Genomic DNA, 23040 nt, shown 5'->3' with positions numbered 1-23040 from the left:
GCCGTTATCTGAAACAGATTTTCCAAAATTCAGCGACTGTGACATTGCTTTCATATCCAAATCTTCTATACATACACAATCATAAGCATTGGCTATCTGCCTTGACTGCTTATGCAGGAAGTCTTTTCTTTGATTGGAAACCTTTTCATGAAGTTTTGTCACCTTAATCCTCTGCTTATTACGATTGCTTGAACCTTTCTGCATTTTGGAAAGCCTGCGTTGTTCTCTCGCTAATTTTTTCTCCGCATTTCTGTAATACTTCGGATAGGCTGGCTCCTTACCGTTACTGTCACGATACAATTCGTGCATGGAAAAATCCATACCTAAAAACTTTTGCATTTCCCTTTCCTGTACTTGATCTTCATACTCAAAAAGAATACTTGCATAGTATTTTCCGCTTGGTGTCTGACTTACTGTTACTGATTTCAGTCTATATTCCTCTGGAATAATCCTGTGCTGTTTTAAGCGGACTTGTCCAATCTTAGGCAATTTCAAATATCCGTTAGATATCGTTATGTTCCCATTGATGCAGACCGTAGAATAGCTGTTTTTATTCCGCTTTTTTGATTTGAACCTTGGAAAACCTGTTTTCAGCTGTTTGAAAAAGTTCTGAAATGCCATATCAAGGTGCCTGAGCGATTGTTGTAATGCGATACTATCTACTTCCTTTAAAAATCCGTATTCTTCCGTTTTCTTCATTGCAGCCATTTCTTTTGCACAAATAGTATATGTTACATTGGTCTTGTTCTCCTCATACTGCCTGATTTTTCTATCAAGCCAATGATTATATACCATTCTCACACATCCAAAAGTCTTAGCAAACAAAATCTTCTGCTCATCATTGGGATATATTCTGAATTTATATGCTCTGTTTGCCACCATGCCACTTCCTTTTCCTAGAAAAATCATCTACGATACTCGACCACAAGCACAAGATGATAGTATAGTAAGAATGCTAAATGTGCGTTATTATCTAAATTTATTGTATTTTAATTTTTATTATTCGACTAAATATACTATACTATGATTAGGATATTCTATCAAGTAGGTAACAGACGCAATTCATCTCCCACCTTAGAGGTTGGAGTCTTCTTGCTAGAAGAAGATAAAAAATCTTAAATGGATACACCTTGGCAAGTCCCAGTGCAGCCGGCGGAGTTCCGATCGTTGCAAAATCAATGGAACCAGACTGCATCGCTGTCAGGATATCCGTACCTGACTGGAATTCCACCCATTCAACATCTGTATCCGGAAAAGCAGCCTCCAGGCTTCCTTTTTCTTTTGTAAGTAGCTCTCCGTTTGGTGACTCCCAGTATCCTAAGGTGATCTTTTTCGGTGTATCGTTATCTTTTGCCTGCACTTTCGTAAAGTTTCCTCCTGCAAACACAGATGTTATGATCAGTGCCGCAGCTGCAGCTACTGTTAAAATTCTTTTTGCTTTCATGTCTTTTCTCCTTCGTCTCTATATTGTTTCCTGCCACGGCATCGCTTTTCTTATCAGAAGTTTGAGCCCGCCATCAATGAGCAGTGCGATTCCTCCCATAATAAAAATCCCTGCATAGACCGTTGCGTACTGGATATATTTACTGGCATCCAGAACCATCCACGCAAGTCCCGATGCAGATGCGATCATTTCTGCTGCCACCAGTGTTGCATAGGAAACACCTACCGCGGTCCGAAGTCCGGTAAGGATATCCGGCAGAACAGACGGAAGAATCACATCCCGGAAGATCACAAAATTTCCTGCTCCCAGTGATCTTGCTCCGTTGATCCGATCCTGGGGCACTTTCTGAACTCCAAATACGACCTGAATAAACAATGGTGCAAATCCGCTGAGAAACAAAAGCATGATCTTGGATCCATCACCGATTCCCATCCAGAGTACGATCAGTGTATTATAAGCCAAAGGCGGCAGTGCCCGGTAAAACTGGATAAACGGATCTACCGCTGCCAGGATCTTCCGGTTCATTCCGCAGGCGATCCCGAGAGCTGTTCCTGCTATAAACACCAGCACCATCGCAATTCCAAGTCGTCTCATGCTTGCAACTATATGATACATAAGGGGATAACCTTTATAACCGTTTTCCCACAGATTCCAAAAAGCATCCAGCACATCTTTTACCGATGGAATAAATGTAGGATTAAAACAGTTCAGCGCACTTCCCAGGATCCACACTCCCAGTACTGCTGCTACGGAGAGCACTGAAATTTTCATGTAATTCTTTCTCATTGCCTTTCACATCCTTTTCTCTGATCTGTCCCCGATTATAGTTTTTCATATATTTTTTCTCAATAAAGGATTCCGAAATCGTTATCCGTTTTCAGATAGTTTTTAGCTGTTTTTCGATTATTTTTGTGTAAATCTGACTGTTTTTCAAAGGATTTTCAGGCTTTTGTGAAATCGTACTCACTCAGGCTGTATCCTGCTTTGCAGATATTTTGCATCCGGCACTCTCTGTTTTTATGCAAAAAAAGAACTGCCGGGTTCTGATCTTCATCCTGAAATGGATTTCTATCAGAACTGACAGTTCTTCTTTTTGTCAATCTATCATAACTTTATGGAGTTATTTTTTACTTCGTGCTGACGGTAAACGCTCCGTCCTTCACATCCAGCACAATGGTATCTCCGGCATGTACATCACCGGAAAGGATCTTCTTGGCTGTCAGTGTCTCCACATAATTCTGGAGATAACGCTTCAGAGGACGCGCGCCGTAAACCGGATCATAACCGTTGTCCACTACCATCTGTTTGGCAGCATCTGTAAGCTCCAGGGAAAGCTCCTGGTCAGCCAGACGGTCACTGAGCTCTTTGACCATAAGATCTACGATCTTGCCAACGTTATCCTTGGTCAGCGGCTTGAACATGATGATCTCATCCAGACGGTTCAAAAACTCCGGACGGAAGTGGCCGCGAAGGTCATTCATAACCTGCTCCTGTGCCTCCGGCTTGATGTCACCCTTCTCATCGATACCGTCAAGAAGGTACGGAGAACCAATGTTGGATGTCATGATCAGGATCGTGTTCTTGAAATCAACGGTACGTCCCTGTGAATCTGTGATACGGCCATCATCCAGTACCTGCAGAAGCACATTGAATACATCCGGGTGAGCCTTCTCGATCTCATCGAAAAGAACAACGCTGTACGGTTTTCTTCGAACAGCCTCTGTCAGCTGTCCGCCTTCCTCATATCCGACATATCCTGGAGGCGCTCCGATCAGACGGGACACGGAATATTTCTCCATGTACTCACTCATATCGATACGGACCATATTCTGTTCATCGTCAAACAGTGTGGCAGCCAGAGTCTTGGCAAGCTCTGTTTTACCAACACCGGTTGGTCCGAGGAACAGGAAGGAACCGATCGGCTTTGTGGGATCCTTGATTCCGGCTTTGGAACGAAGGATCGCATCTGTTACAAGACGTACACCTTCATCCTGTCCTACTACACGTTTGTGCAGCTCATCCTCAAGGCCCAGAAGCTTCGTTCTCTCGCCCTCAGTCAGCTTGGTTACCGGAATACCGGTCCATCTGGAAATGATACGTGCGATCTCATCATCTGTAACTGCCTCATGTACCAGACTTCTGTCACTTTCTTTAACCTGTTTTTCTTCAACTTCCAGCTGCTGCTGAAGCTTCGGCAGCTCGCCGTACTGCAGCTCGGCAGCTTTCTCCAGATCGTAATTCTGTTTTGCTTTCTGGATCTGTTTATTGATATCCTCGATCTGCTCACGTAATTTCTGGAGCTTCTCTACGGAATGTTTCTCATTATCCCACTGTGCTTTCTGGGTATTGAAGGTATCCCGCATTTCTGCAAGCTCTTTCTGCAGATCTGCCAGACGCTCCTTACTTAAGTTGTCCGTCTCTTTTTTCAGAGCAGACTCCTCGATCTCCAGCTGCATGATCTTACGTCTCTGCTCATCCAGCTCTGTAGGCATGGAATCCAGTTCCGTCTTGATCAGTGCACAGGCCTCATCAACAAGGTCGATGGCCTTATCCGGAAGGAAACGGTCTGTAATGTATCTGTGTGAAAGTGTGGCAGCTGCAACCAGTGCGCTGTCTGTGATCTTAACACCGTGGAATACCTCATATCTCTCCTTCAATCCACGAAGGATGGAAATGGTATCTTCCACTGTAGGCTCATTTACCATAACCGGCTGGAAACGACGGGCAAGTGCTGCATCCTTCTCAATATACTGGCGGTACTCATCCAGAGTTGTGGCACCGATACAGTGCAGCTCACCTCTGGCAAGCATAGGCTTCAGCATATTTCCTGCATCCATGGCACCATCTGTCTTACCGGCACCGACGATCAGATGAAGCTCATCGATGAACAGAATGATCTGTCCTTCGCTCTTCTTCACTTCCTCAAGTACTGCTTTCAGACGTTCCTCAAACTCACCACGATACTTGGCACCTGCAACCAGTGCTCCCATATCCAGGGCAAAAATCTTCTTGTTCTTCAGGCCTTCCGGTACATCCCCTGCCACAATACGCTGTGCCAGTCCCTCGATGGCTGCTGTTTTACCAACACCAGGCTCACCGATGAGAACCGGGTTGTTCTTGGTCTTACGGGAAAGGATACGGATAATATTACGGATCTCCATATCACGGCCGATCACCGGATCAAGCTTCTGATTTCTGGCTTTCTCCACAAGATCCTCGCCATATTTATTCAGGGTGTCATAGGTTGCCTCCGGGTTATCGCTGACAACTCTCTGGTTTCCTCTGACTGTAGATAATGCCTGAAGAAAACGCTCTCTGGTGATTCCAAACTCATTAAAGATCTTCTTCATGCTGGGGCTTGGATTCTTCAGCATGGAAAGGAACAGATGCTCAACAGAGACATACTCATCTCCCATAGCCTTCGCTTCATCCTCAGCACTGACCAGTGCCTTGTTCAGATACTGACCAAATCGAAGCTCTCCACCGGAAACCTTAACCTTTGCATCCAGTGCTTTCTTAACTGTGTCAATAAAATATTCCTTCTGGATCTCCATCTTCTCGATCAGTTTGAGAATCAGGCTGTCCTCCTGTGTCAGCAATGCATACAGAAGGTGTTCCTCCTCGATCTCCTGATTGCCATATTCATAAGCAACCTTCTCAAGATCCTGGACAGCCTGTACGGATTTCTGTGTAAACTTACTGATGTTCATAGGCTTCCCTCCTATTCTATGAAAAACATTTCCAATATTCTCATACCGGAAATGCTGTGCTTTTTTCTTGTTCTAGGAGAAATATAACACTATTTGTTAGCACTGTCAAGAGGTGAGTGCTAATTATTTTGTGAACTCTCTGTGAAATTTTCTGCAAGCCCAGTAAAATCAATGGTTTGCGGCATTTATGAGTTTTGTTATTTCTGATTTATTTTCTGCTTTTTAATGGTTTGACACCAATTTGACACCAATTTTTATTTTTTTGGTGTCAGCCATTCATTACCAATCCATCCAGTCTGGCAATCTCTTTTTCTATCCTGTCCATTCCTGCCAAGTGATTATATACTTCCATCGTTACACCTATATGAGCGTGTCCCATAACATATTGCAACACTTTTATGTCCATTCTCTGCTCTGCCATACGAGTACAAGCAGTATGTCTCATGATGTGCGCTGAGATTTTAGGAAGTAACTCTGGATCACGATCTTCTTTTTTGGCGTTAGCTTTTTCCTGTTGATTATAAGCCCCAACGATATTATAAAGGACGTTATTAACTGCATTCGGCATCAGCGGCCTGCCTGACTTCGCTGTAAAGATAAATCCTTTGTAACCATCTATCTCATAGTTACGATCTTTAACAAGCATAAAGTTCAATTCTCTTTGTGCTTTAAAAGCATCCTGAACTTCCTGTGTCATAGGTATACGGCGGATTCCTGCATAAGTTTTCGGGGTACTTATATAAAACTGGCATCCCTCACCCAGATTTTTATATATAAGCTGATGATCCACACTTACTGTCTTTAATTTTGTATCAATATCACTCCAAGTTAAACCGATTAGTTCACCACATCTCAGGCCTGTCCCTAACATAATTACTAACATCGGATAATGCGCTTTATATACGACATGTTTTTTTACAAAATCAAGAAACTTTTCCTGCTGTGATACAGTAAGGGCTTCTCGCTTTCTTGGAGCTTTCCCATAATCGGTACTAAAGCTTTTTGATGGATTTTTTCGGATGATATCATCATCGACAGCCATTTCTAACGCCGGATAAATCATATTATGAATAAACTTTATTGTTGAAAAGGCGTATCCCTGTTGTGAGAGATATGTATAATACGCTTTTATGTGGGAGGGTAACAGTTGTGTTACCCTGCATGTCCCAATCTCAAATTTCACACGGTTTTCCCATGTCCGCAGATAATTTGTTCTGGTAGAATCTGCAAGCTCTCTTGTGGCCATGTAACGCTCAAATAACTGGTTTAAGGTCATTTTTTTAATAGCCGTATCTGTCAGGATTCTATCTTCCAAATCTCGCTTAATAAGCTTTTCTTTTTCCCGTAACTCTGGCAAGTCTGGGGCATAAACTGTATGCCGTTTTCCATTTGCAGGATCAGTATAACGGTAACTGTACCGTCCATCGGATCTCCAGCTTTCACCTTCTTTTAATTTTCTTCCTTTGGGGTCTTTTCTGCTCTGTGCCATGATAATCTTCCTTTCGTACAATGCTACTCAGCTTTGACTTCATGGCATGGTTTAATCTCAGGTTTATTATACCATAATTAGCACCTACCATAAAGCACAAGAGCCTATTCCTGCAAAGTTTCCAGATATTTTTTTACTGCATTCACCGAGTATAAGACCCTTCTTCCGATTTCAATTCTGGCTCCGGCCTGTTCCCCAATTTTCCTTGCTGTAGCCCGTCCACATGAGAGCATCCCTGCAAGTTTTTCAATGTCAACTGCTATGATCTGGTCAGTTTTCCGCAGTCTTGTTTTGTTCATTTTCTTCTGTCCTTTCAAAAAAAATGGTAAGAAAGATGGAGGGGTGTGCACAAGCCCCTCCGTTTTGTCTTTCTGGCGCAAAAGTTCATATTTGAAAATTACTTTTCGACTTTAGAATTATCAACTGTTAATCATGCGCCACTTAATTTCAACACATTCCGAACTAAACAACACTAACAGTACCACACCTGTACTATACTTCATTTTACATTACAATATTTCACAAGACTGTACTTTGCTATACCTTATACCACACGACACTTCGCCGTACATTACTGTACTGTACTTCACTTCACTGCATTTCGCCACATGGTTCTCGGCTTATAAATGTTTTATGCTTTCAACTGCCTGCATAAAGCGGACAGCACCTCTGTTGCGCTGTGGCCTAGAAGTATTCACCGCACTTTTCTCATCATATAATGGGTAGTCATTTCTAGCCAGAAAACAACGCAGATCATCCATAGTAAGGTTTTTGCATATAACTTCTCCGGTGTCGATATCCTGTAAACGATACCGCTGTTTGTAGAATGGAGACCTGCCACATTTATAATAACAGTTGCACCAGATCAGCTCTACATTAAAATCTTCTTTGAAAATCCGTTTGATCCTTGGGACAGCGTAGGGCATATATACATATCCCCGTTTAATTTTTATATCTGGATCAAAACCGATGATCTCATCGTCTGCGTCCTGATTTACCCTATCCATGGCTGAGATCCATCTTTAGTATAATAAAAGCTTCTATCCTCTGCACCATCAAGATTAATTATATATCTTTCCATATTTTCCGTCTTATTATCTGCAAAAACAGAAAGCATATCCTCATTGAAGAATTTTACATTAATTTCCCTTTCCATGCCCTCTGTACCAATACTGCTATAACAATCAATTTCTTCCACCTGATCAGAATATCCGCTTAAAAATGTCTGTACAGCATCCATGTTAGCCGGAAATGGCATCGTATTGATAATCTTGCGGATTCCTTTCTTCATTTTTTTCTCAAGCTTATTAGCTTCGCACATTTTCATTTCCTCCTGTTTGGTTCATATGTGTTTCAAATTTCTCTTTTTTACTTTTAATATGCGCCCCCATAATGACCACCCCCTTTCCATCGGTGCTGTTTTTTACACCTATATTATGGCACATCTCCTTTTTACATTTTCCGGGCGATTTTGCCCGTTTTAGAAAGGCTTTTTATTGTATCTCAAATGGATGGGTAAGTTCTGGCTGGGTTTCAATTTTTCTGAACCTGTCAGGATCTATATTTCCTTTGATCCGAGCTATAATATCCTCCCGATCGACATACTCATTGCCCTTCATGGTATAGGTCATATATTCGCCATTATCATTTTTAAAGTGGTAAACTATTTTTTTCAGCCTACGTCGTAACTGTTCATAAGTATCGACCCTTCGCTCAGTTTCTCCTACCATAATCAGATAAAGCTCTTCGGGTGCGAAAATTGTCGTAATTACAAAAATGTCCCATAAATTGTAAGTGTTCTCAAAACGGGCATGAGTTTGCATCTTGGGATACTCGTTCATCATTACCAACAGCTTTTGATAACTAACGCCTTTTCCTTTAAATTCGTCCATGAACACCGCCCTTGGTGCACCTGCGTCAAGGTATTTATCCATTCCACCAGAAGATTGATTATCAAAATCCGTGAATAAATAGATTTCATCTTCACCAATCTTGTCACAGAGTTCATTGTAACAAAAAGTTTTCCCAGACCTAGAATCACCAAAGTGGTATTCCGTATAAACAGGCCTTCTTCTTGGCATACTCTTAATTTTGCGGTCTGCAAAAGCGGATCGCACGATTTTTTCAAATCTGTAAAATTTAATGTTTTGGTCAAAAATCTGTTGAGGTGTCCAACCTCTGTCTAAGAGTTCATCTATCATTTCCAGATCGGAACGCTTTCCCTGCACATCCTCCACATTGTCTATTCCGATAGTATAAAAAACTTTCTCACCTTTTTCTTCGTATTTTCCGGTTTTGGTCATATAATCTGCAAGTGCCTTTTTTCCACCTAACTGCGGTTCGACATGACTGTTTCCTAATATCGAAGATACGTTTCTCAATGTGGTTGGATTCTTGGTATACAGTGCCATATGTAAATGATATGTTCCCTGTTCACTCATGCACACAGCGACAGCACAAGTTCTCATGTTTTCCCTTGCACTTTCGTCCCATTTTTCAGTCACAAATTCAGCTACAAATTCATGGTCAAATATCTGTTCTTCTGTCAGTCCCATGTTCTCCAAATTTTTCACATGGATAACTGCGATAAAGGATCTTCCTTTCATATTCGGATCAAAACCCATTTGTCACACCTCCAAAGCCTGTCACATTCACACTGTGACGGATTTATCTGCTATAAACCTTGATTTTCCAAGGTTTTTTATGTTAAATTATCAGTAACAGAGGTTTCCGGTAATACTTGGCGGAAACCTTCTGGCGCATGTCCTCCCTGTGCTTCATGCCTTCGGCATTCCACACAGTCGGACACGCATCATATCATTTTTCTAATTCGGTCGCAGGTCTGTCCAGAGCTGTTTTTATTATCTGTAAACTGCGTTGATAATCACGGATGTGGGGAACCACAATTTCTTTCAACGGACGGCCATCCGTTTTGAGGTACCCTTGTCCACGACCTTTTGGCGCGATCTGTTCTTTAAAATCTGAAAATACCATCTGGACAGATTCCCGGCTGAGTGTGCCAAGCCCAACAACATTACCGAAGTTATCCCTGCCTGTTAGATAATTGGCATCTGCACGTTGCAGGGCGAGGATTACAAAGATCGAAATTCCACGGCCGAGCATTAAAATAGACGCAAGCTTTTTTTTATATTCATCCTGTTCTTTCTTGGAATATAAGCCCAGAAAGCCGCTCCATTCATCAATCACCAGATAAATCGGCGGAAAAAAATCCTGTGGCTGTTCCATTCTGGCTTGCATTTCCTCGAAAACAAGTTTCAATGCGTCTGCGACCCGTTCATGCTTGTAATAATTCCGGCATCCATCCAAAGAACGAAAATCCATCCCCTTGAAATCAGCAAGAATTAGCGTTCCGATTCTACAACTCAACTGTCGTAAGATCAGCACCAGAAGATAGGTCTTACCTGATCCGCTAGGAGCCACAAGCAACAAATGTGGCACTTTGTCCAACCTGACCATTGCACAGACTTTGACGCCCTGCTGTAACGCTTGTGCTTCATAGCCGACCGCAAATGAAAAAGTGTTATCGGATTTCGTCATCATACACCGTCTTTTCCTGCTTTGGCACTGTATTTTCTCTGTCAAAAATCCGCTTTCGATAAATTGCTGAATATGTATTGCTGATATATAACAGCTCAAAACTCAGCCGATGAAGTTTTTCGTTTGGCTCAATCTTATCCAAGTAGATGCTCCACCAACTGCCATATTTATCATTTCCGTATGCAGAACGCAGACCATAACATCCGAAGGTTGCTAATTCCTGTTCAATATAAGACTGGATCAGTTGCCGAAGAGTTTCTGTATCCTGTTCCAGATCCTCCGGCAAGATCATGGAAAAACGGTAAAAAGAGCAGTTCTGTCTGAATACAAGCCCATCCAGTGTAAGGGATAATTCATTCTCCCCGATTGGCAGATTAAGAAATTCTTTATTCTTATCAAGAACTGAAAAAAGGAAATATCTTAATCTAGGTGCAATAACTTCTGAATTTTTTGATCTTCGTTTAGCAGAAATCTTTAGTGCAATTAGTCGGAAGTATTCTTCCAACACCCCGTGATCTATACGTTTCATAATATTCCCGATAAAATAAATTACCAAAGATATCACTAACACGTTTAACAAATACACAGTGCATCCTATTACACATAAAGGAAGTACTGAAGTAAACGTCAAAGTTTGATTGTCCCTCAGTATAATGAGACTTACCAACAAAGCTCCCAGAATTGAATACGAGAATCCAAAAATAATATCTTTTTCGTGTTGTTTCTTCACTCTTATCCTTTCTTCCCCCTCATAGTGGAGGGGGAAACACCATCATTTGCTGAGGAATTCAACATTTACCAATTTCACAAAAGTTTTTCCAGGAATCAGCTCCATAGTCAGAACTACAGGGGTGCGTTTTGCCACACCTTCAAATTCTGCAAAAAGCTCTTCGGATGTAAACAAGGTAAAAAATTCCTCGCCATCTTCATCAAGGAATTTACAAGCATACAAATCCTGCTGTTTCTTTCCCGTGAAAGTTCTTGCAGCAATAAATATGCTCTCACCAGCTACGTTCATCGTTTTTTCTCCTTCCATAATATTCGACTGTCAAGGTGCGTTTTTCTTTACTTCTTTTCGGGGGCGGTCTCCCTTTCCCCTGTTCTCGTTTTTTCTTATTCCAAATCAAGATTAACTCTTTTCTAAGTCTCTGTATCACCTTACTGTCCTTCTTTCATTTTCTTGAAAAATCTGCTATAATTTGTTTACAAGCATATTTTATCAGAAAATAAAAAGCATTAATACGGGGTAAAAAAAAGTATCCTTTTTACCCCGATAAGGAGTCAAAATGCATAGAAATGATAATTTGTATTACTGGAAACAATGGAAAAACGCTGTAAACTCGTTCCCGCTAAAATACAGACGAGCATTAAATCATTACATTCTCGCACTGTATGTTAACCCCCAAAAATCCTACAGCATAAGTTTTCTCAATATGAAGAAGAAGAAAATGGTATTTCCCAAAAGGGGAGAGACCTTTTGGAAAAAGATGCAACAGACATATAATGAAGTAAAAAAAACAAATACGAATATACGCAATGTTCGAAACAACATGAAAAATTATTTCAGTAAGCAACCCATTAGCCATTTTATTGATGATCCCTACACTGATCTTACAGTGTTATCAAAATTTTTTGGATCTGCTAAAGAAGACATCGTTTCAGGAATCGAACGCGTTTCAGCTAGAAAGAAATTTCGATTACACCCCGATTCCAAACTTTTACTCGCAGACGCAATTGTTGATGATCAAGTAAATACCCAGAAACAATTCTTGACGCTAACAACCAAACAGCAGAAAGCACTTGTGGAATTAGCAACCAATCTCGCTATTGCTTATCAGTATGAAAAATTTGGAATTGAAGATGAGACAGAAATGGGCATATAAAAACTCCCTATCATATCAAATAGGAAGTTTAATTTTATCGGGTAATATTTGTGCAACACATTCGATGGACATACTGAGAATTAAGCATAAAGTTCACTGGTATAAAGGATAACGTTGCGATTAATAAAAAAATAGTGTTGGGCAATGATACCCAACACCAGGTTTATTTCCAATCTGAAACTCCTGCGATAAACGTAGGAGCTACTTTTTTTCAATCTTAAAAAATGCGTTGAAATCACAATCCAGAATATCCGTAAGTGCAATCAATAGGTCAACAGAAGGATTATTTAGGCCAAGTTCTACTTTACTATATGTCCCTGTTGAAATCTCGATACCATGTAATTGTAATTGTGTTACCATGTCCTTGTTTCTTATATTCTTTTTCAATCGAAGCTTTCTTATATTTTCGCCCAGCAAATGATTGGTACGCTGATTGACCCGATCCATCAAAATTCCCCTTACATTCTTTTGGGAAAATGATAAATGAATCCGTTTAGATTTTGATTCCAAAATGGAAGTGAAGTATAATTATATCACATCGCTTATAAAATGTAAGCTCTTGAAATTCCGTAGCAAAGCGATATAATAAAAACGATAAGAAGTTTTTATCGAACATCCATGTACAAGATGTTCCCGTACCTTTAAAACTGAATATCAATACCTATTCTTTTTATTGAACAAGAGGGAAATATTAAAGATAGGAGGTATTGAAAATGAAAAAAACTAAATGTATTTTACCTATTTTATTAGCTGTTTTATTAATTGTGCTTGCCCCAATTAATACGTTTGCCGCAACAAAGAATGTTTCTGTAAAAGCATCCTGCGGCTCTGTTTATGTTGGATCAGTTAAAAAGATTAAAGTTACAGCAACAAAAGGAGCAAAAATCACTTATAAAGCCTTAAATTCCTGCGTTTCTGTTGATTCAAAAGGAAATGTGAAAGGTAAAAAAGTTGGAACTGGAAAAGTTTGTTTGACCGCTTCTAAGAAAGGTTACAAGACTGTTAAAAAGACTATCTCTGTAAAGATCATAAAACGTAATCAGAAAATTACAGCTAAGAACGTTACGGTTAATGTTGGAAAAACAGCTTCACTTGGTGCGTCAGCCAAGACAGGTCTGAAATTCAAATCATCTAATAATGCTGTTGCGACTGTAAATTCCAAAGGTGTTGTAACTGGTAAAAAGACAGGAACTGCAAAAATTACAATTTATACCAATGGAAACAGTGTTTACAATAAAGCTTCATATACAGTAACCGTTAAAGTTACCAAACATGTACATAGTTATAAAAAAGTGGTAATTCCTGCGAAAACGCATAAGGTGAAACATAAAGAGAAAGGTCATTGGGTAGAACCTAAGTGGGTAGTAGATAAGCCTGCTAGTAAGGTTGTAGATGTACCGGAACATGATGCTTATGTTTGCTCTGTGTGTGGTGCTGAGTTTAGCAGTAACGAGGAGGCTGAGGCTCATGTAGCTTCTGAGAACTCTAAGCATGTTCTTGCTTCTAAAGTAAACAAGGTTGTTCATCATGATGCAGTGGCTGAGGTAAGCCATCAGGAACTTGTTACACCTGCTCAGGGGTGGATTATCTGTGATGGACCAGAGGGAACTGGTTGTCCAGACCATTTTGAGGCACCTGATGATGATGCTATTATAGCTCATAGACGAACTTACATTAATAAGAATAATGAATTAGCAGAAAAATATTTTAATGAAGGATATTCTCAGATGGATGCTATTGCAAAGGCTGATGCCGAGTGTCCAGAACATAACATTTCTCATGTAGAGCAGAGACCAGCAGTTTACAAAACAGTAATTGATACTCCAGCTCAGGAAGCATGGGATGAGACACTTCCGGATGTTTATGTGTTTACTTGTTCTTGCGGTGCTACTTTTGAGTCTGAGGATGAGTTCAATGCTCATGTAGCCGAGAATAGTAAGGCTAGTGTTGAGGTTAAGCATATCGATGCTACTTATAAGGATGTACCTGAGGAGGGACATTACGAAGGTGAGAGAACTTGGGTAGTTGATAAGAAAGCCTATACTGAGACAGTTGTTGATAGTCCTGAGAAAGTAATTTACAAGTGCAAATGTGGGGCTGTTAAGAAGTAATTAAACATTTTATACCTCTTGAACAATAAAAAAATATAAAGCCTTTGGTGAGCAATCATCGAAGGCTTTTATTTTATATAATTTTGCTCCATGTATCATACCGCTTCTCTCTTGCTTATCAATTCTGCTAGCGCACCGCAGAGCGGCTTCGGAATTGACAATCCAGAGTATCAGCAGTTTATTTTAATCAAGCAAAATCTGATCTATTTCTATATTCATAGAATATCTATTTCTGATTTTTCCTGACACCAATTTTGACACCATTTTTTTGATCTTTGTCGGTTTCTGACGGTTCCTGATAAATCATAACTCTCTGTAAAATCCTTTAAAATAGCCCTTTACGAAGCTTGATGAACTGAGATAAAAACCACGCCACGATAACAAGAGGTGAGTGCTAATTTTTTGTGAAGATTTTGTGAGCCGTAAAATGAAAAACTAATTTCCACATTTAGCCCTTTATGTTCTTTTGTTGGAAGGTGTTTCTTTACGAGCTCAAGTTTCAACTCCTTACTATACTGTTTCCTAGCCATAAAAATATGCTCCTCATATGATAGATTTTGGGATATTTCCATTGTCTACCATATGGGGAGCATATCAATCCAACGGTTTTCAGTGCTTTTTTCATATTACTTTATTGAATATCCCTCATTCTGCCTATATAAGTGAAACTTAGCGAAACTTAAATTAAATCTCTTTCAGACAATTCAATTTGGATATTCACCAACTGTGGATTATTTCTCAGTGCACCAGTTTCCAACTTACCGCCTGCTGCCTTGCATCCACAAATCTCTTATAAATACCTTCCTGTTTCATTAATTGCTCATGTGTTCCCTGCTGTGCAATTCTTCCTTTTTCAACAACCACAATCTGGTCTGCATGTCTGACTGTTTTTAATCTGTGGGCAATCATAATAATCGTTTTTTCCTTTGTAAGTGCATCTACTGCATCCATCAGCTCCTTTTCATTCTCCGGATCAACATTTGCCGTTGCTTCATCCAATATGACGATTGGCGCATCCTTCATAATCGCTCTGGCTATCGAAATACGCTGCTTCTCACCACCGGAAAGTGTGGCTCCTCCTTCTCCGATCACTGTGTCATATCCATTCGGAAGTTTGCTGATGAAATCATGACAACATGCTTTCTTCGCCGCTTCCATCACTTCCTCATGGCTTGCATCCTGACGTCCGAATTTAATATTATTCTCAATGGTATCTGCAAACAAATACACAGACTGAAATACAAATGAAAAATTACGCATCAGACTGTTCATACTATAGTCTTTTACATTCACGCCTCCAAGTGTCACTTCCCCTAAATCCACATCCCAGAATCTGGCAATCAGATTGCAAAGTGTTGATTTTCCTCCACCAGACGGTCCAACAATTGCTGTCGTCGTTTTCTGTGGGATAGAAAGTGATACATCATCAATAATCTTCCGTTTGTCATAGGAAAATGAAACGTTAGAAAGTCTGATATCGTAATTTTCCGGCTGTATTTCTTTACCGTCGATATCCATGGTATCCAGCTCCAATATTGCATTTGCTTTATCTACACATACGCTTACCACATGTAAAAGAGATGAATAATTCCCTGCACATTCCAGACTGGCATAAAGCATAAATGCTGAGATTGTCATACCAATTGCATAGACCGCACTCATAGTTCCATTAATATAAAAATATGCACTGCATGCTACGATTACCGCACCTGTGATTTTTGTTATGACGCTTTGCAGAAAATGATAAGGGACAAACAACATCTCCATCTTTGTATTAATCTTTTTGCATGCTTCATTTGCATCATTTAATCTTTTTGCCTGTTTTCCAAGCAGGTTGTATGATTTTACTTCTGATATTCCCTGCAGATACTCCATGATCTGATTTACAAGCTCTGTATCACATACCACTTTTTGCTCTGAATCGTTTTTCCCTGTATTCTGCATCACAGCATTTACACCAAAGAAAATAAGCACTCCTGCTGCAGCTGTCAGTCCGATTCTCCAGTCAAAAAGAAACAGCATAAGAATGATCATGGATGTTTCCAGAATTCCCTGCATGGTCAGCATAACCACTCTCGCAGCTACATCGCCAAGTATTTCCATTGTATTCGTCGTAATAGAAGAAATTTCCCCGATGCTGTTGGCATTAAAATATCCCATCGGCAGATAACGCAGATGCTCTGCAATCTTGATTCTCATAAAAGCACTCGCATTATATCCGCCTTCTGTCTGAAGCACTGTAGAGTATCTCTTACAGATGACATCAACTACAATTGCAATCACCATGATCGCAATTGAACCACCAATATATTTTCCTATTGGTTTTCCACTCAGCAAACCGATCAATATGTACATAATAGCCGGTATCTTCATTGCTGAAGCAAGCGCCTCTACGAGTCCGATCACTATCGACAGTTTAAATTTATTACCATTTTCCCTGCCTGAAAAACGAAAGAATTTTGCCAGAATTCCAAACATATCATTCTCCCTCCTTCACCGTATCTTTTACAGAAATATGGGCATCCCACATTTCCTTATAAAGCGGGCATGACACCAGTAGTTCCTCATGTGTGCCATGTGCTGTTACATTTCCATCATTTACGACAAAAATCTGATCACTGTCCTTAATGGTAGATAGCCTGTGTGCAATTACGATCAGTGTATTCCCTGCTACCAGTTTTGCGATAGAATTCTGCAGAATCGCCTCGTTTTCCGGATCCGTGTAAGCAGTTGCCTCATCAAGGATCACGATCGGAGCATCCTTCAGCATCGCTCTTGCAATCGAGATACGCTGTCTCTCGCCTCCTGACAGATGTCCTCCTGCACCCCCTACAACCGTATCAAATCCGTTCTCAAGCTGCATGATAAATTCATAGCATCCGCTTTTCTTTGTCACCTCGATGATCTGTTCATCTGTAGCCTCCGGATTTCCCTGTCTGATATTTTCACGTACCGTTTCATTGAACAGATAATTATCCTGTGCAACATATGCAATTTTCCGATTAAAATCTGCAAGCGACATTTCTTTGACATCAACTCCACCGATTTTAATACTTCCGGAATCCACATCCCACAAGGACGCAATCAGCTTTGCGATGGTCGACTTGCCGCTTCCGGAAGGTCCTACGATTGCATTTACCGTTCCTGCTTTCAGCTCCATAGTTACTCCATGCAGAATCTCTTTGTCGTGATAACCAAATCTGACTTTTTCAAGCGTAACGGAATTATCTTTGGGAGCTCTTTCACTTTTCTCCGGACGTTCAAGCTCCGGCTGTTCCAGAATTCCCGCCACTTCACCGACGATTACTCCAATTTTTCCAAGATCATCTGTGTAAGATCCCACTGTAATCAACGGTCCAACGATTCCAAGTGATAAAATAATACAGATGACAAAATCAGGAACCGCAAGTGTTCCATTCGCTACATAATGTGCCCCCAACGGCAATACCGTAAGAAGCGTATAAGGTGTGACCACCATCATCAGTCCATGAAAAATCGAGCACCGTTTCATCCAGGAAATAAAGGAATCCGCATATTCAAAAGCCGCCTTTGTAAATTTGGCATAAGAACTTTCTGTCTTTCCAAATGCCTTGATTACTTCAATTCCGTCAATATATTCCACTGCCGCATCATTCAGATCTTTTGTTGTCTGAACTGTTCTTTCAAAACTTGGCTTATAATCCAGCATCATTCCAAAATAAGAGAAAAGTCCAACGATAACTGGAACCAAAGACCAAAGTGCCAGTCTCCAGTCTGTCAGAAAGAAATAAATTAAAATCACAACCGGCGCCAGCAGATTGGACGTGAATTCCGGGACAATATGCGCCAGTGTTGTCTCGATACTGTCGATTCTTTCCACCATGATATTCTTAAATGTGCCGGAGGATGTATCCTTTACATAACCAAGAGGTACCCGTACCAGTTTGTCACAGCAGGATTTTCTTATATTTGCGAGTACTGCAAACGTCGCTTTATGCGACAATGCTGTCGAGAGTGAATGAAGCAATTCTGCAATGATAAACGACAATGCAATCAGAACCGCTTTTGCAAGATATGTTTTAAACTCCTTTTCACCATTTAAAAACAGCTTTACTACATCTGCAATAATAAAATACGGCAAAATCTTAAAAATCACATTTCCTATTGCAAGTAACACACTCCATACATAGGCAATTCTTTTTTGTCCGGCCCATGTCAGGATCCAGCTGACTGCCGACTTCTTTTTTTCTTTCATATCCATTCACTCCTTACTTTCGTTTTATTGTTATTTTTGTTAGTTCTATCTAACTTATATATAATAAAACAGGCGGCCTATTGGCACCAGCCACCTGATATTATTATCCTGTCGGATTCTCGTTCAGAAATCCAGAACATGCAACACATACATTCTATTCCGGATTCTTACATCAGTTATACCGGAAACTCAATATTCCACAATCGTTCCCAGCCACCTGTATTGAATTCTTTCAGCTGATGCACATTTTTCTTTGCAGTCTCTCTATCTATATCATGCTCAATGATCTGAAATACTGATGAAAAAAATCCCGTATAGATCATATGCATAAGGCTTTCCTCTACAATCGGTATTTTCACACCGTTCTCTTTCATCTTTTCCATATATTTCAGGCTGGACTTCATTTCCCGCTCTACCATATTGTGTATGAATAGTTCAAATTTTCCACTGTCTCCGCATTTCAACAATAATCTGAAATTATCATAATGATCATAGATATAATCAACCATCTGCTCCATCCCATCACTGGATGTATCCGACATATTCCTTGTCTGATCACTGGCAGAAAGCTTTTCAAATTCCTCAACGATCTGATCATATATCTGATAAATGTGTTCCATATAGGGATCCGTCAGCGCATCAAAAAGCGCCTCTTTCGTCGGATAATACTTGTAAAATGCACCAGTAGTAAGTCCTGCATCTTTTACAATGTTTCTTAAAGATGCTCCGGTCAGACCATCTTTCAGGAAATGTTTTCTGGCTGTATTTAATATATTTTTTTGTGTATCTTCTGCTTTTGTTGACATTCTTTTCGTATCCTCTAAAGTTCTTTTCAAAAATATAACAGTGCTATATAGCACTGTTATATTTTAACTCATTACAGGAATTTGTCAAGTCTGCTGTTTAGATTTTTTATTTTCCCTTGTATTCAGTTTCCACTTAGCAGATACATTCTCATTTTATAAGTCTTTCACAAAGACCTTCTTTCAAAATACAACTTCCGATAATCTATCTGTCTCAATAATTGTTTCGAGCATACTCTCCGGAAAAACGAAATGGGTCGCATGCTCGTAAATAACAGACTCCACCCTGCATGTGTGTGGATCGTCCACGTAGGAATCATCCATTGCAGACTTTGCAATCTGATAGATTGGACCTGTTTCCGGGAGAAACTGCTACCTTATCTTCATAGTCTCCTGCAAATCTACATTGTACCAGCGCAGATATTTTCCCTTCATACGATAACATCTGGTATCCAGTCCGCATGGCCTACAGGAAAGGTCTTCGGTCAGGTGCTCACAAACATGAACAGCAACAGATAGAAGCAAGTATCTGGGAACAGATTGACAGTGGTAATGAAAATGACTATATTCACTTCCATCTTCGAAAAGCTAACGGAACTTATTTTTCTGTGCTTGATCATGGAAGAATTGTAGAGAGTCCGCAATACGGAAAAGTATTTTACGTATTGTTCATGGATTGGGAAGATATGCATATTCGTTACAGTCTATAATGGGGACGGTGTTTATGGCTTTTTTACTGTCCCCAGTGACACCCCATTAGATATCGAAATTCAGCCTTAGTATAAATCTGCACATTCAACAATACAGCTTTGCAAGCAGACTTTTGGCGGTTATTCCCTATTACTATTACAAAATGTATATGCGTATTTTTATGTAATGCACGAATCCAAATATAAAGAACCTATTCATAACACGAACGGGAATAGAAAATCAAAAAGCGACCATTCTACATGATGGATATACAGTGATAACTCCTTATATTTTCGGAAATCGGAAAATAAAACTCGTTCCGATACCTTCGATACTTTCGACGTGAATGGTTCCATTGTGGAGATTTACAATCCAGCGCACCATAGAAAGGCCGAGTCCGGTACCGCCATTTTCTCTGGAACGGCTTTTGTCTATGCGATAGAAACGCTCCCAAATTCTGTCCAGGTGTTCCTCACTTATTCCAATACCATCATCTTTTACTTCACCGACAATCTGGTCATTTTCGACCTTCAGGATAACATGGATATGTCCATTTATTTTTCCGTAATTGATGGCATTGGTTATTAAATTTATCATCATACGCAAAATCAATGTCTGGTCGCCGTTCATAAATAAGTCATCCTGCTTTTGCAGGGTGATCTCGATATTTTTTTCCTGTGCTTTTGTCTGCAGTTCTTCTATTACAAGTTCGCTTAATAATCCAAAATCCAGTTTTTCCATCAGATGCTGCTCATCCTGTTCGTTTCTGGCGATCATTAACATTTCGCTTGTCAGCTTTGACATTCGTTTTGCCTGCCTTAAGATGACTGCAATCTCTTCCTTATCTTCCGCAGATAAGTTTTCATTTTCCAATAAGTACTCACACTGGGAAATGATAACAGCAACGGGAGTCCGCAGTTCATGAGATACGTCTGATGTGAATTGACGTTCCTTCTCAAACGAAAATTCCAAGCGCTCGAACATTCCGTTAAATTTCTCCGACAATTCGTATAATTCATCTTTTGCTTTTGGCAGAGACAATCGTTTGGAAAGATCTTTTCCATTGCTGATGTTTTCAACTTCATCGCAGATAAGATCCACCTGTCTCAATGCACGCTTGATCATAAAATATCCGATGGCTCCGATCAGAATAATGAGTAATGGGAATACAATCAACAGCATTTTCTCGGATGTCTGCATGAAAAGTTCTATAGAATGTACGGAGGTAATTCCTCGTACCCACATTTCCTCATCATCACCGTAAGTGTAAACGCTGTCATATATCATCCATTTTCGATTTGATCCGGTTATCATTCGCGGTGTATTCGACTTGAGGATAGTTTCTTCTGGAAATTGGGTTGGAATCGTTCCATAAAGTAAGCGTCCGTTTTTGTCATAAATACAAAACATAATACCGTCATCGTAAAATTCGGTATCGCCGTCAAGATAAAAGGAATCATCCTGAAAATTAATATTTGAAGAGAAACCAGTCACTGCGGCACTGATTTCTTCTTCTGTCGCAGAAATTCCAACCTTATCCACAAAAAGAAGGACGAGAACTAAAATAGTCCCAAGAACTACGGCAATGATTCCGGTGTACCATAGCGTAATTTTTTTCTTGATCGTCAGCTGTTTCATTCGTTTTCCTTCATTACATATCCGACACCGCGAACAGTGTGGATGAGTTTTTGTTCATATTGTGCATCGATTTTTTTTCGCAAATAGCGAATGTATACGTCGATCACATTGGAACCACCTTCAAAATCAAAGTCCCACGCATTCTGTTCAATCTGCTGTCTTGTCATTACGATATTTTTGTTGCGCATAAGACATTCCAGAACCATAAATTCTTTTGCAGAAAGATCAATTTCATTTCCGGCTCTTGTTACCTTTCTTGTGTCACGATCCAGAATAAGATCTGATATTTTTAGTTGATTGGATGTAAATTGTGGCTTTCTACGCATCATGACACGGATTCTTGCAAGCAGTTCTTCAAATGCAAATGGTTTGATCAGGTAATCATCGGCACCAAGATCCAGTCCTTTGACACGGTCTTCAATGCTGTCTTTTGCTGTCAGTAACAGAACCGGTGTATCATCTTCTCGTTGCCTTAATTCTCTTAAGATTTCATATCCGTCCTTTCCCGGCAACATGATATCAAGAATAATACCATCGTAGGAAGTCATATCGATATAATCCATCGCTTCCAGACCATCCCCACAGGCATCTACACTGTAATGTTCCTTGACAAGCCTTTTTTTGACAATGTTTCTTAAATCATTCTCGTCTTCTACAATCAGTAATCTCATAATGTAATTATTATAATACCAATCATTTTCGTGTGCTAGAGTCCTTTTTTTCATTTTTTGAAATTACTATTTGTTTTAATCTTTTTTTAATCTTCCCCCTATATGATACATATAACAGCAAAAACAAAACAGCCAAGAGACGGAAGGAGAACACGTTATGAAAAAAATATTAGTAGTTTTATTATCTCTCACATTAATATTTACTTTTACAGGATGCACTTCATTCAATAATGGAGCAGCAGAAGATATAGAAATTAAGACACAGGAAGTTGTAACATCAAATACAGATGACAATGATGATAATATCAGTAACACAGAAAACGCAGTAGAGAATGCGAACGAAAAGGATTATGATTTCTCTTCTTATGAAAACGATATCCGTAATATAACAAAAAGTGTAAACAATGCAAAAACATCTACAAATGCATCTGAGAATCACGAACAATTCTACGCTTTGAAAAAACAGGTAGACGCAGTTGATGGCGAACTGGATAAACTTGATGATGAATTTGAGTATGCTTACCAGATGAAAGAGATTAGCTTCGAGATATACAAAGCGAGAGAACGCGCGATTGAAAAACTGGAAGATGAACTGGAATTAGCCGAAGAAGCGCTGGAAAACAAATACGGCATTGATGATTAATTCCATCTGGGCTACAAGAATGTGGCAGAACTTTCTTAATTTCTAAAAAAGCAACAAGACAATGCAAAATCTCGAGACAAAAGTGCCGAGACTGTGAGAAAAAGTCTGTAAATAAGATTCTTCTATGATATGCAAGGGTGGCAAGCCTGAAAATCAGGCTTCTCAC

22 protein-coding genes are annotated in these 23040 nt (G+C 39.9%); 3 read left to right on the top strand and 19 right to left on the bottom strand.

Annotated features, from left to right (window positions below):
• From GPK81_RS03220 to GPK81_RS03165, 12 genes are all read right to left on the bottom strand, one after another.
• Positions 1–882, bottom strand: an 882-nt coding sequence (locus tag GPK81_RS03220) for a transposase (RefSeq protein WP_252196587.1), incomplete at its 3' end; no start/stop codon positions are given.
• A 145-nt stretch (positions 883–1027) separates the two neighbouring features.
• On the bottom strand, positions 1028–1444 hold the full coding sequence (locus GPK81_RS03215) for a hypothetical protein (RefSeq protein ID WP_215706527.1): 417 nt from the start codon (positions 1442–1444) through the stop codon (positions 1028–1030).
• An 18-nt stretch (positions 1445–1462) separates the two neighbouring features.
• Positions 1463–2230: an ABC transporter permease gene (locus tag GPK81_RS03210; RefSeq protein WP_215706526.1), complete on the bottom strand. Its 768-nt coding sequence runs from the start codon at positions 2228–2230 to the stop codon at positions 1463–1465.
• Positions 2231–2571: 341 nt separating this feature from the next.
• Positions 2572–5154, bottom strand: coding sequence for an ATP-dependent chaperone ClpB (clpB, locus tag GPK81_RS03205; protein ID WP_195656919.1), 2583 nt, complete (start codon positions 5152–5154; stop codon positions 2572–2574).
• A gap of 268 nt (positions 5155–5422) precedes the next feature.
• The gene (locus tag GPK81_RS03200) at positions 5423–6643 is read right to left on the bottom strand and encodes a tyrosine-type recombinase/integrase (protein ID WP_215706525.1); all 1221 of its coding nucleotides are present in this window, start codon (positions 6641–6643) and stop codon (positions 5423–5425) included.
• A gap of 104 nt (positions 6644–6747) precedes the next feature.
• Complete coding sequence (locus GPK81_RS03195) at positions 6748–6942, bottom strand: hypothetical protein (protein ID WP_215706524.1); 195 nt, start codon at positions 6940–6942, stop codon at positions 6748–6750.
• Positions 6943–7263: 321 nt separating this feature from the next.
• Positions 7264–7650: a hypothetical protein gene (locus tag GPK81_RS03190; protein ID WP_215706523.1), complete on the bottom strand. Its 387-nt coding sequence runs from the start codon at positions 7648–7650 to the stop codon at positions 7264–7266.
• Positions 7638–7964, bottom strand: coding sequence for a hypothetical protein (locus GPK81_RS03185; protein ID WP_215706522.1), 327 nt, complete (start codon positions 7962–7964; stop codon positions 7638–7640). The genes GPK81_RS03190 and GPK81_RS03185 overlap by 13 nt, the downstream gene beginning before the upstream one ends.
• 172 nt (positions 7965–8136) lie before the next feature.
• Positions 8137–9267, bottom strand: a complete 1131-nt coding sequence (locus tag GPK81_RS03180) for a hypothetical protein (protein WP_215706521.1) — start codon at positions 9265–9267, stop codon at positions 8137–8139.
• A gap of 193 nt (positions 9268–9460) precedes the next feature.
• Entirely contained in the window at positions 9461–10204 is a 744-nt protein-coding gene (locus GPK81_RS03175) for a type IV secretory system conjugative DNA transfer family protein (protein WP_215706520.1), read from the bottom strand.
• Positions 10185–10730, bottom strand: coding sequence for a hypothetical protein (locus GPK81_RS03170; protein WP_215706519.1), 546 nt, complete (start codon positions 10728–10730; stop codon positions 10185–10187). The genes GPK81_RS03175 and GPK81_RS03170 overlap by 20 nt, the downstream gene beginning before the upstream one ends.
• 243 nt (positions 10731–10973) lie before the next feature.
• On the bottom strand, positions 10974–11219 hold the full coding sequence (locus tag GPK81_RS03165) for a hypothetical protein (RefSeq protein ID WP_215706518.1): 246 nt from the start codon (positions 11217–11219) through the stop codon (positions 10974–10976).
• 268 nt (positions 11220–11487) lie between these two features.
• Here GPK81_RS03165 and GPK81_RS03160 point away from each other — a divergent pair, with 268 nt between their 5' ends.
• Positions 11488–12084: a hypothetical protein gene (locus GPK81_RS03160; protein ID WP_215706517.1), complete on the top strand. Its 597-nt coding sequence runs from the start codon at positions 11488–11490 to the stop codon at positions 12082–12084.
• Between the two features lie 201 nt (positions 12085–12285).
• Here the strand turns inward: GPK81_RS03160 and GPK81_RS03155 are convergent, their stop codons facing one another.
• Positions 12286–12531, bottom strand: coding sequence for a helix-turn-helix domain-containing protein (locus GPK81_RS03155; RefSeq protein ID WP_215706516.1), 246 nt, complete (start codon positions 12529–12531; stop codon positions 12286–12288).
• A 266-nt stretch (positions 12532–12797) separates the two neighbouring features.
• Between GPK81_RS03155 and GPK81_RS03150 the strand changes: the two genes are divergently transcribed.
• Positions 12798–14195 (top strand): Ig-like domain-containing protein, encoded by a 1398-nt coding sequence (locus GPK81_RS03150; RefSeq protein WP_215706515.1) that lies wholly within the window; start codon positions 12798–12800, stop codon positions 14193–14195.
• Positions 14196–14533: 338 nt separating this feature from the next.
• Here the strand turns inward: GPK81_RS03150 and GPK81_RS03145 are convergent, their stop codons facing one another.
• From GPK81_RS03145 to GPK81_RS03120, 6 genes are all read right to left on the bottom strand, one after another.
• On the bottom strand, positions 14534–14725 hold the full coding sequence (locus GPK81_RS03145; RefSeq protein ID WP_215706514.1) for a hypothetical protein: 192 nt from the start codon (positions 14723–14725) through the stop codon (positions 14534–14536).
• 208 nt (positions 14726–14933) lie between these two features.
• Positions 14934–16673, bottom strand: a complete 1740-nt coding sequence (locus tag GPK81_RS03140) for an ABC transporter ATP-binding protein (protein WP_215706513.1) — start codon at positions 16671–16673, stop codon at positions 14934–14936.
• Between the two features lies 1 nt (position 16674).
• Positions 16675–18429: an ABC transporter ATP-binding protein gene (locus GPK81_RS03135; RefSeq protein ID WP_215706512.1), complete on the bottom strand. Its 1755-nt coding sequence runs from the start codon at positions 18427–18429 to the stop codon at positions 16675–16677.
• A 176-nt stretch (positions 18430–18605) separates the two neighbouring features.
• The gene (locus GPK81_RS03130; RefSeq protein WP_118071236.1) at positions 18606–19235 is read right to left on the bottom strand and encodes a TetR/AcrR family transcriptional regulator; all 630 of its coding nucleotides are present in this window, start codon (positions 19233–19235) and stop codon (positions 18606–18608) included.
• A gap of 972 nt (positions 19236–20207) precedes the next feature.
• Complete coding sequence (locus GPK81_RS03125) at positions 20208–21560, bottom strand: sensor histidine kinase (protein ID WP_174088511.1); 1353 nt, start codon at positions 21558–21560, stop codon at positions 20208–20210.
• Positions 21557–22231 carry a response regulator transcription factor gene (locus GPK81_RS03120; protein ID WP_215706511.1) on the bottom strand — a complete coding sequence of 225 codons (675 nt, stop codon included), beginning with the start codon at positions 22229–22231 and terminating at the stop codon, positions 21557–21559. Before GPK81_RS03120 ends, GPK81_RS03125 begins: the two co-directional genes overlap by 4 nt.
• Positions 22232–22388: 157 nt before the next feature.
• Here GPK81_RS03120 and GPK81_RS03115 point away from each other — a divergent pair, with 157 nt between their 5' ends.
• Positions 22389–22874, top strand: a complete 486-nt coding sequence (locus GPK81_RS03115) for an entericidin EcnA/B family protein (RefSeq protein WP_118071240.1) — start codon at positions 22389–22391, stop codon at positions 22872–22874.
• Positions 22875–23040 lie beyond the last annotated feature (166 nt).

Origin of the sequence: Blautia sp. MCC283, from assembly GCF_018785565.1 — a bacterium.
Taxonomy (GTDB): Bacteria; Bacillota; Clostridia; order Lachnospirales; family Lachnospiraceae; genus Blautia_A.
Note: the sequence above shows the minus strand (reverse complement) of the source record. Positions and strands in the feature narration are given on the sequence as shown.